A 12,733-nucleotide genomic window follows, 5' to 3' on the forward strand; every position below is an offset into this window, starting at 1 on the left:
CGCCCGCGGCCCTACGGTCCGTACGGCCCTACGGCCAGAGGAGGGTACGGGTCCAGGTGCCGGACGGGGTGCGGCGGTAGCGCAGGCGGGTGTGGCGGCGGGCCGGGTCGCCCTGGAAGAACTCGGCCTCGGTGGCGTCCAGGACGTACCGGGTCCAGGTGGGCGTGGGGGCGTCGGGTTCGGCGGCGGCCCGTTCCCAGGCCGCCGCCGACGCCTCCGCCAGTTCCGCGCTGGAGCCCAGCACCTCGCTCTGCCGGCCGGTCAGCGCCGCGGCGAGCGCACCGCGCGAGCGGGCCGCCAGGTCCGCCCGGCTCTCCTCGGCACCGCAGGCGGCGACCCGGCCGCGTACGCGCACCTGCCGGCCCACCGCCGGCCAGTAGAAGCCGAGCGCGGCCTCGGGGCGGGCCGCGAGCTGCACGCCCTTGGCGCTGGTGGAGTGCGAGGCGAAGTGCCAGCCGCGGGCGTCCGCGTCGTGCAGCATCAGCGTGCGGACGTCGGGCCGGCCCTCGCCGTCCACGGTGGCCAGGCTCATGGTGTGCGGTTCGGGCTGCCCGGCCGCGGCGGCCTGCGTCAGCCACTCCCGGAACAGCGCCAGCGGCGCGTCCGGTGCGGCCTCGGCGTCGAAGACCGGCAGCGCGGTGTCCCACACGCGCAGGGAGTGCAGGGTGGCGCGGAACTCGTCGTCGCCGATCTCGCTCGTCATGCCGGCCAGCCTAGGCCGTCCCGGCCGTCCGCCCGGGCTTCCCCGGCCGTCCCGACCGGGCCGTGCCCGGGTCCTGGCCGAGGTTCCGGTGCGGGGTGCGGCGGCCGGCGGGGCGGGGTCGGGGGGTCAGGAGCGGCCCAGCAGGAGGGTGCCCGAGGAGCAGAACCAGCCGCCCGTTCCCGAGGCCAGGGCCACCTCCGGCAGGCGGCCCCCGGCCTTCAGCACCTGGCCGGCGCCCGCCTCGCCGCGGAGCTGGCGGACCGCCTCCACCAGCAGGAACAGCCCGCGCATGCCCGGGTGGCAGGCCGAGAGTCCGCCGCCGTCCGTGTTGACGGGGAGCTCGCCCCCGCGCAGCAGGCGGCCCTTCTCGACGAAGGCGCCGCCCTCCCCCTTGGCGCAGAAGCCGAGGTCCTCCAGGGTCACCAGGGTCATGTAGGTGAAGGCGTCGTAGATCTCGGCGAGGTCCACGTCCGCCGGGGTGAGGCCGGCCCGTTCGAAGGCGAGCCGGCCCGAGACCGCGGCCGGGGAGACGGTGAAGTCCTCCCACTCGGACATGGTGGTGTGGGAGACGGAGGCGCCCGCGCCCAGGACCCACACGGGGGCCTTCGCGGTGTCGGGCACGTAGTCCTCCGCGGCCAGCAGCACCGCGCAGCCGCCGTCCGAGCGGATGCAGCAGTTCAGCTTGGTGAAGGGGTCGGCGATCATCTCGGAGGCGAGCACGTCGTCGACGGTCAGCGGGTCGCGGAACATCGCGTCCGGGTTCGTGGCCGCGTTCGCCCGTGCCTGGACGGCCACCGAGGCGAGCTGCTCCAGCGTCGTGCCGTACGCGTGCATGTGGCGGCGGGCGGCCATCGCGTACTTCGCGATCAGGGTGTGTCCGTACGGGACCTCGAACTGCAGCGGGCCGCGCGCCCCGAAGGAGAGGTTGGCGGTGCGGCGGCGGGCCTTGATGTCGGCGCGGGCGGTCGAACCGTAGACCAGCAGCACGGCGTTGGCGTGACCGGCGGCGATGGCGTCCGCGGCGTGGGCCGCCATCACCTCCCAGGTGGAGCCGCCCACGGAGGTGGAATCGACCCAGGTGGGGCGCAGGCCCAGGTACTCGGCGACCTCCACCGGCGCCAGGATGCCGAGGCCCGCCGAGGCGAAGCCGTCGATGACCGAGCGGTCCAGCCCGGAGTCGGCCAGGGCGCGGCGGGCGGCCTGGGCGTGCAGCGCGTACGGGGTGGGGCCGTCCACCCGGCCGCAGTCCGAGAGCGCGACACCGACGACCGCGACCCGGCGGCGGGAGGCGCCGGGGGTCCGGGGGGTGCCGGCCGGTCCGGTCGGGGCGGGGGCGGAGGCGGGTGCGGGCCCTCGGAGGGGTCCGGGCGTGGGTCCAGGCATGGGGCGACGGTACATCTGACGATGCGTCAGAAGCCAGACCGCGTCGCCGTCCCGAACCCGAACCGATCCGCCCGCCCCCTGTGCATCTACCGCCCTCCGTCCTAACATGACGCGCCGTCAGATACGGGGAGGAGCACGACGATGGATGCCGCCTTCACCGCGGAGCAGGACGAGATGCGCCGCACCCTGCGCGAGGTCCTGGCCAAACGCTGCGGTCCGGCCGAGGTCAAGGCCGCCGTACGGACCGCAGCCGGACACGATCCGGGGCTGTGGCAGCAGCTCGCCCGCGAGCTCGGCCTGCCGGGTCTGGCCGTCGCCGAGGAGTACGGCGGCGTCGGCTGCGCCCCCGGAGACCTGGCCCTGGCCTGCGAGGAGGCGGGGCGGGTGCTGCTGCCCTCGCCGCTGCTGGCCACCGCCGTGCTCGCCGTGCCGCTGGTCACCGCCCTCGGCACCGCCGCCCAGCGCTCCGAGCTGCTGCCGCCGCTGGCGGCCGGCGGGCTCACCGCCGCCCTCGCCGTCCCCGGCCCGGCCCTGGCCACCGCCCTCGCCCTGGCCGGCGACAACACGGGCGGGGAGTGGGCGGGCGGCGGCCGGGCCGGCGGGGTGCAGGCCCGGGCCGACGCGGACGGCGCGGGCTGGCGGCTGTACGGGGAGGCCGCGCAGGTGCTCGACGGCCACAGCGCCGCCCTGCTGCTGGTGGCCGCGCACACCGGCGGGTTCGCGCGCAGCCGCACGCTGCTGTTCCTCGTGCGCGAGGACGCCCCCGGCCTCGCCCGCACCCGGCAGTCCGTGCTCGACGAGACCCGCCCGCAGGCCCGCGTCGAGCTGCGGGACGTGCCGGCGCGGCTGCTCGGCACCGAGGACGCCGACGTGCTCGGGGCGCTGGCCGGCGCCGGGCGCACCGCGGCGGCCGTGCTCGCGGCCGAGGCGGTGGGGGCGGCGGACCAGGCGCTCGCCCGCACCGTGGAGTACGTGCGCGAGCGCGAGCAGTTCGGCCGGTCCATCGGCTCGTTCCAGGCGGTCAAGCACCGCCTCGCCGACCTCTACGTACAGGTGCAGGCGGCCCGTTCGGCGGCCTACTACGCCGCTTGGGACCCGGCGCAGGGCGCCCTCGCCCTCGCCCAGGCGCTGGAGGCGCTGCGGGTCACCGCGGGGGAGGCGATCCAGTTGCACGGCGGCATCGGCTTCACCTGGGAGCACGACGCCCACCTCTACTTCAAGCGCGCGGCCGCCGACGAGCTGCTGTTCGGCCCGGTCCACCGGCTGCGGGCGCACGCCGCGCAGCGGGCCGGGCTCTTCGCCCCTCCGTCCCCGACCCGTTCCGAGAAGGTGGCCGTCTGATGGCAGCGACATCCGGCGTCGGCGTCCGGCTGATGCAGAAGGTCTCCTCGACCCTGCTGTTCGCCAAGGTCGCCCCGCACGTCATACCCGCCGTGGACAAGGCGGTGCACCGGCTGACCCGCGGCAAGGTCATCCTCAGCGCGCAGATGCTGCCGGGCGTGATCCTCACCGCCAAGGGCGCCAGGACCGGCGAGCCGCGCACCACGCCGCTCGCCTGCATGCCGGAGGACGGCGGGACGAGCTGGCTGCTGATCGGATCCAACTTCGGCCGGCCCGGGCACCCGGCATGGACCGGGAACCTGCTCAGGCACCCGGACGCGGACGTGAGTTGGAAGGGTCGGGACATCGCCGTGCGCGCCCGGCTGCTGGAGGGCGAGGAGCGCGCGGAGGCGTGGCGTGCGGCACTGGCCTTCTGGCCGCCGTACGCGGCGTACCAGGCGCGCATCGAGCGCGAGATACGGCTGTTCCGCCTGGAGCGGCGCTGATCGCAGGCGTGGGCCGGGAGGGCGGGGACGAGCGGGCCGGAGGGGGGATGGGGCGGCGGGCGGCCGGGGCCGCTCGGTACGGCGGACCCGGGAACGGGTCCGCCGCTACTTCGTCGGCTTCTTGCCCGTGATGCCGAGGTGGACGAGCAGCGCCAGGTTCGGCTTGAGCTCGGCCTGCTTGACGCCCCAGGTCTGGAAGCCCTTCTGGTGCGAGGCGACCGCGGCCAGCATCGCGACCAGGGACCCGGCCACGGCGGCGGGGCTGACGTCCTTGTCGACCTTGCCCTTGGCCTGGAGCTCCTTCATCGACTCCGTCAGGGAGTTGGTGACGGAGTTGAGGATCTTCATGCGGATCTTGTAGAAGCGCTTGTCGCCCTCGGCCGCGCCGAGGTCGACGACCCGAAGGATCGCGTCGTTGCGCCGCCAGAAGTCCAGGAAGCCCTCGACGAGTTCCTCGGCCGCGGCCCAGCCCGCCTTGCCGACCCAGGTCCGGCCCTCGACGAGCGAGGTCAACTCCGCTCCCTCGGTGGCCATGTGCTCGGCGATCTCCAGGACGGCGCCTTCGACGTCCGGGAAGTACTGGTAGAAGGTCGCGGGGGAGGTACCGGCCTTGCGGGCGACGTCGATCACCTTGACGTCGCGGTACGGCGAGGAGCTGAGCATCTCGCTGAGGCAGTCGAGCAACTTCTGCCGCGTCGCCTGGCCGCGCCGGCCGGCGACACGCCCGTCGACGGTGCGTACTTGTCCTGTCATGCCGTCAGCTTACCGAGGGGTGATGGGCGCGCTATTCGGCCGCCTGCAAATGGGGTCATCGGGCCTCTGGGCTGGGTGTGAGCGGGCCCTGAGAGGATGGAGGGTCGATTTTCGGCCGTTATGACGCCGAGTGGGGCGACCATCGGCCGGTCATCGGCCGCCCATCGGGCGTCCACCGGGCCGTCGGCGCGCGGCCGTCGGGCCTCCGCCACCGCGCCCCGGACGCGCCGGGGTGCGCCCGGGGCACCGGTCGGGCGCACGGGCGCCGCGTGCGGTCCCCCGGATCGCCCGTCCGGACCGGCCGTCCGGACCGGCCGTCCCCCGAATAGTCTTGTCAACAGGCTGTGGACAAGTTTTCGGGCGGATCATGGCTGGGAGGGGTGGGAGGGTACACACCCCCGCACAACGGAAGGAACCGGGCTCATGGCCGCATTCGCGGAAGGCACACCCTGCTGGGTGGACGCCTCGCTCCCGGACGTCGAGGCGGGCAAGCGCTTCTACGGCGAGCTCTTCGGCTGGACCTTCTCGCCCGGCGCTGGCGCCGACTACGGCCACTACACCCAGGCCTACAGCCGCGGCCGCAACGTCGCCGCCCTCGCACCCAAGCCGGACGGCCGGATGCCGACCGTCTGGGGCATCTACCTCTACACCACCGACGCCCACGCCTGCGCCCAGCGCATCCGCGCGGCCGGCGGCCAGATGGTCATGGAGCCCATGCCCGTGGGCCCGTACGGGACCGCCGCCATGGCCGCGGACCCGGGCGGCGCCGTCTTCGGCCTCTGGCAGCCCGGCACCCACCACGGCTTCGAGGCCCGGCAGGAGCCGTACACGTACTGCTGGAGCGAGGTGTACACCCGGGCCCGCGACGCCGTCGACGCCTTCTACGCCAAGGTCTTCGGCTACGTCCCGCAGGACCAGGACGACGCGGGCGTCGAATACCGCGTCTGGTCCCCGCCCGGCAGCACGCAGGGCGCCACGGCCGGCGGCCCGCCCGGCGCGGGCACCGCCGTGATGGGCCGCAGCCTGATCACCGACGCCTTCCCCGAGGTCATGCCCGCGCACTTCCTGGCCTACTTCGCCGTACCCGACTGCGACCAGTCCGTCGCGATGGTCCGGCGGCTCGGCGGACGGGTCACCGCCGAGCCCTTCGACACCCCCTACGGCCGCATCGCGGTCGTCGCCGACGACCAGGGCGCCGTCTTCGGCCTGTTGTCGGAGCCGCGCACCAAGCCCGCCGGATAGCCGCCGGACGGCCGTCGGACCCGGCCCCCGCGCGGCCCCGCCCGCGGGCCGCGCACCCGGCCGCGACCGGCCCCGTGCCGTCCGCCCCCGGCCGTGCCGGGGCCGGACCGGGCGCGGGCCTGACAGAATCGGGGGTGCGCGACCCGGGCGGCGCCCGGGAGTGAGACGCTGCACGGGGCGGGGCCCCGGCCCGGCTCCGAGCGTGCTGGTGGAAACGGGCCCGGCGAGGGCCCGTACGGGGATGGGTGTGGAGGCGAGTGGTGGAGCAGCTGACGCAGCACGACCCGAGACGGATCGGCCCCTTCGAGGTGCTGGGACGGCTCGGCGCCGGCGGCATGGGGCTGGTCTATCTCGCGCGGTCCGCGTCCGGACGGCGGGTCGCGATCAAGACGGTGCGCACCGAACTCGCCGAGGACCAGCTGTTCCGGGTGCGCTTCACCCGCGAGGTGGAGGCCGCCCGCGCGGTCTCCGGCTTCTACACCGCGGCCGTCGTCGACGCCGACCCGCGCGCCGCCGTGCCGTGGCTGGCCACCGCCTACGTCCCGGCGCCCTCCCTGGAGGAGATCGTCAACGAGTGCGGGCCGATGCCGGCCCAGGCCGTGCGCTGGCTCGCCGCCGGCATCGCCGAGGCGCTGCAGTCCATCCACGGCGCCGGCCTCGTCCACCGCGACCTGAAGCCGTCCAACGTGCTCGTCGTCGAGGACGGTCCGCGCGTGATCGACTTCGGCATCGCCAGCGGGGTCTCCAACACCCGTCTGACCATGACCAACGTCGCCGTCGGCACTCCCGCCTACATGTCGCCCGAGCAGGCGAAGGACTCGCGCAGCGTCCGCGGCGCCAGCGACGTGTTCTCGCTCGGCTCCACCCTCGTCTTCGCGGCCACCGGCCACCCGCCCTTCCACGGGGCCAACCCGGTGGAGACGGTCTTCATGCTGCTGCGCGAAGGCCCCAACCTCGACGGGCTCCCCGACGAGCTGCGCCCGCTCATCGACTCCTGCATGCAGATGGACGCCACCCGGCGCCCCACCCCGGCCGACCTCCAGGCGCAGCTCGCCCCGCACCTCTTCGACGGCGGCGACGACAGCGGCACCGCCTCGGCCTGGCTGCCGGCGCGGGCGGTCGCGATGATCGAGACCCGCCGGTCGGGCAACCGCCCCGCGCACGTCGCCGCCCTCCCCGGCCCCGCGCCCGGCCCCGCGCCGGCGGCCCGGCGCGGGCCCGACTCCGCGGGCGCCACGCACCGCCGGCAGCGCGGCGTCGACCCCTGGGTGGACCCGCGGACCGGCCAGGCCGTGCCGCAGCGCCCGCACCACCCGCCGATGGCCCCGGCCCGCTCCGGCGAGCCCGTGCGCCTGGGCGGCTCCCCGGTGCCGATCGGCCCCGGGCCGCGCGCGAGCGCGGCGGCGGCCGCCGTCCACGCCTCCGCACAGGGCGCCGTGGACGCGGCGACCGGCTGGGTCCGGCCCCCCGGCGGGTCCACGGCCGCACCCGCCGCCGAGGCCGCCCGGGCCGTGGCGGGGTCCGTACCGCATCCGGCCCCGGCCCCGGACAGCGGACGCTGGCGGCCGTGGCGCTTCCGCATGTCCAACGAGGTGTGGGGCACCCCGACCGTCTCCGGCGACCTGCTCTACGTCACCTCCTTCGAGGTCCACGCCCTGGACGTGGCCAGCGGCCGGCGCCAGTTCAAGACCCGCGACGTCGCCTGGTCCATGGCCGTCTCCGACGGCCGGATCCACGCCTCCGACGGCCCGTCCCTGTACGCGCTCGACGCGACCGACGGCTCCGAGCGGTGGCGGCTGTCCACCGACGCCTGGGTGTACGCGCTGACCGCGGAGCGCGGCACGGTCGTCACCGCCACGCGCGGCGGCGGCGTACAGGGCTGGGAATCGTCCAACGGCCACAAGCTGTGGGAGCTGACCGGCGCGCAGACCGACTTCGAGACCCCGGAGGCGGCCCCCGTCCTGCACGACGGCACCGTCTACGTGTGGCAGGACGCCCGGCTGCGGGCCGTGGACGCCCGTACCGGCCGCGAGTCCTGGTCGTACCCGGTCGGCGACGCGGGCTCGTGCGGAAACGTCCCGGTACGGGTCACCCCCGCCCCGGACGGCAACGTCTACGTCAGCGCCGGCACCCGGGTGCTGTCGGTGGACCGGGCCTCGGGCCGGGTCCGCTGGCACTTCGAGGCCCCGGCGGTGTTCCTGGCCGCGCCGGCTTTCGCGCCGGGCCCGGCGGTGACGGGCGGCGGGGTCTACCTCGCCGACTACCTCGGCACCGTCTACGCCCTCGACGCGGCCACCGGCAAGGACCGCTGGCGGATCGCGACGGAGCCGCGGGCGTCCTCGGACCCGGTGCTGGTGGCGAACGGCAACGTCCACCTGGGCGCCGGCAGCGCCCTCTACACGCTCGACGCGGTCACCGGCACCCCGAAGTGGCGGTTCGCGGCGGGCGGCGAGATCACCGGCCTGCCGGCGGTCGCGGACGGCCGGGTCCACTTCGGCTCGGCCGACCACTGCCTGTACACCCTGGACGCGGCGGGCGGCCAGCTCCGCTGGAAACTGGCCACGGGCGGCGAGATCACGGGCGCCCCGGTCGCGGAGGCGGGCGTGGTCTACGCGTGCAGCAAGGACCGCTGCGTCTACGCCCTGGACGCGGCCAAGGGCACCGGCACCCGGACGGGAGGCTGAGGCGACTCGGCCCCCTCCCGGTCGCACAACGCACCGGGAGTGACAGGATGGACCCCATGAGCAACGTCTACTTCGACATCACCATCAACGACAAGCCCGCGGGCCGCATCGTCTTCGAGCTGTTCGACAAGGTCGTCCCGAACACCGCTCGGAACTTCCGCGAGCTGGCCACCGGCCAGAACGGCTACGGCTACGCGGGCTCCGGCTTCCACCGCATCATCCCCCAGTTCATGCTCCAGGGCGGTGACTTCACCAACCACAACGGCACCGGCGGCAAGAGCATCTTCGGCGAGAAGTTCGCGGACGAGAACTTCGAGCTGAAGCACGACCGCCCGTACCTGCTGTCGATGGCGAACGCCGGCCGCAACACCAACGGCTCGCAGTTCTTCGTCACCACCGTCGTCACCTCCTGGCTCGACGGCAAGCACGTCGTCTTCGGCGAGGTCGTCGAGGGCAAGGAGCTCGTCGACCAGATCGAGGCCCTGGGCTCCCAGTCCGGCGCCCCCAAGGCCAAGGTCGAGATCGCGGCCTCGGGCGTCGTCGACGCCGCCTGACCCCCGCACCCCGTGCCGGCCGGCCCCGCCCCCTCCGGGGGCCGGGGCCGCCGCCGCGTCCGGGGCGCTACACCCGGCCGACGGCGAGCAGGTGCGAGCTCGCGGCCAGCAGCTCCGGGTACGGCTCGGCCAGCCGCGCCGCGGTCAGCGCGGCCTCGAACATCCGCGACCCGATCAGGCTCTCCCGGGTGTGCTGCTCGGTCGCCTTGAGCGCCGACCACGCCGGGCCTTCGACGCCGTAGACCCGCGGCCCGCGCAGCCCGGCCTCGCGCAGCTCCGCCGCCAGCCCGTCGCCGGTGTGGAAGTAGGCGGTGGTGAAGCCCTTGCGCCCGGCCTCGTGGACACCGGCGACCAGGACGTCGGCGACGGCGTCGCGGACCCGGTCGACCGCCAGCAGGGTGGTCGCGACGTGCTCGAAGACGGAGGAGTACCGCCCGATGGCGGCGGCCGCGACCAGCCCGCCGGGCCGCACCACCCGAGCCGCCTCGCGCAGCGCCCGTACCCGGTCGCCGGCCTCGACCAGGTGGTACAGCGGGCCCAGCAGGAGCGCGGCGTCGTACGCGCCGTCGCCGGCCGCCAGCGAGCGGGCGTCGCCGAGCGCGCTGCGCAGTCCGGCGGCCCGCGCCTCCTCGACGTGACGCGGTACGGGATCGACCAGGTCGACCTCGTACCCGTCCGCGACGAGCCACCGGGCATGGGCACCGGGCCCCGCCCCGACGTCGAGGACCCGCGCGGGCGCGGGCGGCAGGTGCCGCCGCAACAGCTCCTGGGTGCGGACCATCTCCAGCACCCCGTCCGCACTGCTGCTCAGCCGGTCGGATTCGCTGATCGTCTCGCTGTAGAAGGCGATGATCTCTGGGCCTACGGAGTGTGGGGGCATGCTCCGGATTGTCGACCCTGGCCGCAACGGACGGTACCCCCTAGCCTGACCGGTCAACCGGTCAGCCCCACCATTCAAGGAACCCACATGCCACTCCTCAAGTACGAGCAGATCGCGGAGAGCCTGCGCCATCGCATCTCCGAGGGCGAGTTCGGTCCGGGGGACTTGCTGCCCTCCAGTCGTGACCTGTGCGAACAGTGGTCCGTCTCGCGGGCCACCGCGATCAGGGCGATGGAGGTGTTGCGCGCGGACGGCGTGGCCGTGCCCCATCAAGGGCGCGGTTTCGCCGTGACGGATGCGCCGGTGGCGCGCCCGGCCGGTGGACGGGGTCCGGGAACGAGCCGGGTGCAGGGCGCTCCCTACCGCCGGCTGGGCGTACCGGACCTGTTGGTGCCTCCCTCGCACGTGGCCGAAGCCCTCGGCCTGGCGGCCGGACGCCAAGCCCTTCACCGGGCCAGGCTCGTCCTCACGGAGGAGGGGCAGCCGCGTTCGCACGTGGTCGCGTGGTTCCCGCCGGAAGTCGCTGAGCTCTGCCCGCGGCTCCATGAGAACGGGCCGATCGCGGAGGGTACGACGAGCTACGTGCGGCGCAGCACGGGTCGGCTGTCCGTTCGTGGTTCGGACACCACGACGGTGCGCTTGGCGACGAGGGCAGAAGCCGAACTCCTTCAGGTGAAACGCCCCTGTGCGGTCGTGGTGGTGCTCCATACCGCCTACGACGAGGCTGGTGAGCCCCTGGTCTGCGAGGAAGGCGTGACCGCCGAGGGGCTGTGGGAGCTCGTAGACAACTATGCGATGAACCAACGGGGTTGACTGGACCGGTCCACCGGTCCAATCTGCATCACGTGAGGCGCGGATCGCGCTGTAACGTCGAGACCCCCGCGACCGCGCCAACGGTCCGGGGGCATGGCTACCGCTTCGAAGGAGCGTCAGCATGGTGCATTTTATCGGTCCACCCTTGGCCGAAGTGGTGCGGAGGTGGCGGCGCGAGCCGCGGACGGTACCTCTCGTGCGAGCCGAGCTGCGGAGCGCCCTGGGCGAATGGAGGCTGGCCGAGCTGGAGGAGAACGCTCTGATCGTCGTCTCCGAGTTGGTGACCAATGCCGTTCGGCACGCGGTGGGGCCCCGGGACAGGGAAGTCGAGACGCGTTTCCTACGGCTGCCGGACGGACTCGCGATCGAGGTGCACGACGCGGGCGACGGCTGGCCGGAGATCGGGCCACCGGCCGCGGAGGGCGAAGGCGGCCGTGGGTTGCACCTGGTGGCGGCCCTCGCCCACCGTTGGGCCGTCGAGGAGCGGTGTGGACCCGGCAAACGGGTGTGGGCCCACCTGTCCGTGCGACCGCGACGCGGCTGAGTGCCGCTGGGCGAGTAGCAGGTGCGATCGGCGCCCGGCCGGTGGGTTACGCCCGGTCCTCCGGGTGTTTCGGTGGCCAGCCGCGGGGGTCGGGGGCGTCGGTCCGGGGCGGGTGGCTCGGGTCCGTGGTGGGGTGGCCGGGGGTTTCGGGCGGGTGGGCGGCCGGGTCGTACGGGCCGGGGGCCGGCTGGTCGTACGGTCGCGCGGGCTCCTGGTGGGGCGGGTACGCCGGGTTCTGCGGGTGCGTCGGGTACGCGGGCGCCCGGGAGGTGCGGGTGCGGCGGGGGCGGCCGCGCATGACGGCCGCGCCGAGGATCAGCAGGGCGCCGCCGCCGAAGGCGTTCGCGAGGCCGTCACCGATGCCTCCGCCGCCGGCCCCGCCGACCGAGAGGCCGTCGGCGGCCTGGCCCTGCCGGACCATCCACAGCACGGCGAACCCGAGCACGATGACCCCGGCCAGTGCCATCAGCAGCCGCGAGCGCAGCACGACCGCCGCCAGCGTGAGGAGGGCGGCGACGACGAACGGGAGCAGGATCGAGCCGAAGAGCGCCGCCCCGTCCGAGGTGATGCCGGCGGAGGAGAACAGCTCCTCCAAGCGGTAGTCGGTACCGTGACGGCCGTCGTACCAGGCACGGAAGGGGCTCCAGACGGCGGCCGTCGCTCCGATCAGGCCGAGCAGCGAACCGAGTGCGTTGCGGATCATGCCCGGCCCTCCGAGGTAGCGGTTGCGTTCCCGACGCTACGCCCGGCCGCCCGGCCCCGCACGCGGGCCGGGCGGCCGGGGGACGGGCCGGTTCCGGGTGCGCGCCGACTCGACCCGGATGCGCAGGGCCTCGTACATCGCGGCGTGGCCGCGGGCGGCGCCGAGCGGCGGCCTGCCGAGGCACAGGGGGACGAGCAGCCCGCGGAAGCGTTCGCCGTGCTCCAGCCGCGTGGTCCGGCCCGGGCCCTCGGTCAGCCGCAGGACGTGCTCCCGGTCGAAGAGGCCCCGTACCAGGAAGGGGCGGGTCCAGCGCAGCTCCCGGCCGGGGACGGCGGTGACGACCGTCGGGCGCAGGACGACCGGTCGGCCGCGCTCCGGGTGGGTGACCAGGGTCAGACGGGTGCCGGGCACGGCCGCGCCGGCGGCCTCGCGGATGTACGGGTTCCACGCGGCGTGGCCGGGGAAGTCGGTCAGGACCTCCCAGACCTCCCCGGGCGTCGCGTCGATGCTGGTCTCGGTGGCGGTGGTGCGCACTGGTGGCGTGCTCCTCGTGTGGGTCCGTGAAGGGCTCACCGAAGGGACGCGGGCGTGCGGCTCGCCGCCGGGTTCGGTTGGTTCGGGGCGACCGTCCGGGGCGTTCGGGCGTCG

Annotated in this window: 13 protein-coding genes; 7 read left to right on the plus strand and 6 right to left on the minus strand. The window is 74.9% G+C overall.

Annotated features, from left to right (window positions below):
- Positions 1–28: 28 nt before the first annotated feature.
- Entirely contained in the window at positions 29–703 is a 675-nt protein-coding gene (locus CP968_RS19075; protein ID WP_150519160.1) for a pyridoxine/pyridoxamine 5'-phosphate oxidase, read from the minus strand.
- Between the two features lie 126 nt (positions 704–829).
- Complete coding sequence (locus CP968_RS19080) at positions 830–2,086, minus strand: thiolase C-terminal domain-containing protein (RefSeq protein ID WP_150519161.1); 1,257 nt, start codon at positions 2,084–2,086, stop codon at positions 830–832.
- Positions 2,087–2,227: 141 nt separating this feature from the next.
- Here CP968_RS19080 and CP968_RS19085 point away from each other — a divergent pair, with 141 nt between their 5' ends.
- Positions 2,228–3,427 (plus strand): acyl-CoA dehydrogenase family protein, encoded by a 1,200-nt coding sequence (locus tag CP968_RS19085; protein ID WP_150519162.1) that lies wholly within the window; start codon positions 2,228–2,230, stop codon positions 3,425–3,427.
- Complete coding sequence (locus tag CP968_RS19090) at positions 3,427–3,912, plus strand: nitroreductase family deazaflavin-dependent oxidoreductase (protein WP_150519163.1); 486 nt, start codon at positions 3,427–3,429, stop codon at positions 3,910–3,912. Before CP968_RS19085 ends, CP968_RS19090 begins: the two co-directional genes overlap by 1 nt.
- Before the next feature lie 105 nt (positions 3,913–4,017).
- Here the strand turns inward: CP968_RS19090 and CP968_RS19095 are convergent, their stop codons facing one another.
- Positions 4,018–4,665 carry a TetR family transcriptional regulator gene (locus CP968_RS19095; RefSeq protein WP_150519164.1) on the minus strand — a complete coding sequence of 216 codons (648 nt, stop codon included), beginning with the start codon at positions 4,663–4,665 and terminating at the stop codon, positions 4,018–4,020.
- A 423-nt stretch (positions 4,666–5,088) separates the two neighbouring features.
- On the opposite strand from CP968_RS19095, the gene CP968_RS19100 reads away from it, so the two are divergent.
- The 3 genes from CP968_RS19100 (at position 5,089) to CP968_RS19110 (ending at position 9,145) form a co-directional block, all read left to right on the plus strand.
- The gene (locus CP968_RS19100) at positions 5,089–5,907 is read left to right on the plus strand and encodes a VOC family protein (protein WP_150519165.1); all 819 of its coding nucleotides are present in this window, start codon (positions 5,089–5,091) and stop codon (positions 5,905–5,907) included.
- A 257-nt stretch (positions 5,908–6,164) separates the two neighbouring features.
- Complete coding sequence (afsK, locus tag CP968_RS19105; RefSeq protein WP_189828820.1) at positions 6,165–8,591, plus strand: protein serine/threonine kinase AfsK; 2,427 nt, start codon at positions 6,165–6,167, stop codon at positions 8,589–8,591.
- A 56-nt stretch (positions 8,592–8,647) separates the two neighbouring features.
- The gene (locus CP968_RS19110) at positions 8,648–9,145 is read left to right on the plus strand and encodes a peptidylprolyl isomerase (RefSeq protein WP_150519167.1); all 498 of its coding nucleotides are present in this window, start codon (positions 8,648–8,650) and stop codon (positions 9,143–9,145) included.
- A 67-nt stretch (positions 9,146–9,212) separates the two neighbouring features.
- Here CP968_RS19110 and CP968_RS19115 read toward each other — a convergent pair whose 3' ends face one another.
- Entirely contained in the window at positions 9,213–10,025 is an 813-nt protein-coding gene (locus tag CP968_RS19115; RefSeq protein WP_150519168.1) for a class I SAM-dependent methyltransferase, read from the minus strand.
- A gap of 87 nt (positions 10,026–10,112) precedes the next feature.
- On the opposite strand from CP968_RS19115, the gene CP968_RS19120 reads away from it, so the two are divergent.
- Positions 10,113–10,838, plus strand: coding sequence for a GntR family transcriptional regulator (locus CP968_RS19120; RefSeq protein ID WP_150519169.1), 726 nt, complete (start codon positions 10,113–10,115; stop codon positions 10,836–10,838).
- Positions 10,839–11,034: 196 nt separating this feature from the next.
- The gene (locus CP968_RS19125; protein WP_229885926.1) at positions 11,035–11,382 is read left to right on the plus strand and encodes an ATP-binding protein; all 348 of its coding nucleotides are present in this window, start codon (positions 11,035–11,037) and stop codon (positions 11,380–11,382) included.
- A gap of 46 nt (positions 11,383–11,428) precedes the next feature.
- Here CP968_RS19125 and CP968_RS34900 read toward each other — a convergent pair whose 3' ends face one another.
- Positions 11,429–12,085: a hypothetical protein gene (locus CP968_RS34900; RefSeq protein ID WP_229885924.1), complete on the minus strand. Its 657-nt coding sequence runs from the start codon at positions 12,083–12,085 to the stop codon at positions 11,429–11,431.
- Between the two features lie 36 nt (positions 12,086–12,121).
- The gene (locus tag CP968_RS19135; protein ID WP_150519171.1) at positions 12,122–12,619 is read right to left on the minus strand and encodes an SRPBCC domain-containing protein; all 498 of its coding nucleotides are present in this window, start codon (positions 12,617–12,619) and stop codon (positions 12,122–12,124) included.
- Between the last annotated feature and the right edge of the window lie 114 nt (positions 12,620–12,733).

The sequence above is a fragment of the Streptomyces subrutilus genome (assembly GCF_008704535.1).
In the GTDB taxonomy this organism is placed as follows: domain Bacteria; phylum Actinomycetota; class Actinomycetes; order Streptomycetales; family Streptomycetaceae; genus Streptomyces; species Streptomyces subrutilus.

Excerpts from the sequence above, each read along its gene's own strand:
- CP968_RS34900 (WP_229885924.1), bottom strand. The coding sequence starts at position 12,085 with ATGATCCGCAACGCACTCGGTTCGCTGCTCGGCCTGATCGGAGCGACG.
- CP968_RS19085 (WP_150519162.1), top strand. The coding sequence starts at position 2,228 with ATGGATGCCGCCTTCACCGCGGAGCAGGACGAGATGCGCCGCACCCTG.
- CP968_RS19100 (WP_150519165.1), top strand. The coding sequence starts at position 5,089 with ATGGCCGCATTCGCGGAAGGCACACCCTGCTGGGTGGACGCCTCGCTC.
- CP968_RS19080 (WP_150519161.1), bottom strand. The coding sequence starts at position 2,086 with ATGCCTGGACCCACGCCCGGACCCCTCCGAGGGCCCGCACCCGCCTCC.
- CP968_RS19090 (WP_150519163.1), top strand. The coding sequence starts at position 3,427 with ATGGCAGCGACATCCGGCGTCGGCGTCCGGCTGATGCAGAAGGTCTCC.
- CP968_RS19120 (WP_150519169.1), top strand. The coding sequence starts at position 10,113 with ATGCCACTCCTCAAGTACGAGCAGATCGCGGAGAGCCTGCGCCATCGC.
- CP968_RS19110 (WP_150519167.1), top strand. The coding sequence starts at position 8,648 with ATGAGCAACGTCTACTTCGACATCACCATCAACGACAAGCCCGCGGGC.
- CP968_RS19095 (WP_150519164.1), bottom strand. The coding sequence starts at position 4,665 with ATGACAGGACAAGTACGCACCGTCGACGGGCGTGTCGCCGGCCGGCGC.
- CP968_RS19075 (WP_150519160.1), bottom strand. The coding sequence starts at position 703 with ATGACGAGCGAGATCGGCGACGACGAGTTCCGCGCCACCCTGCACTCC.
- CP968_RS19115 (WP_150519168.1), bottom strand. The coding sequence starts at position 10,025 with ATGCCCCCACACTCCGTAGGCCCAGAGATCATCGCCTTCTACAGCGAG.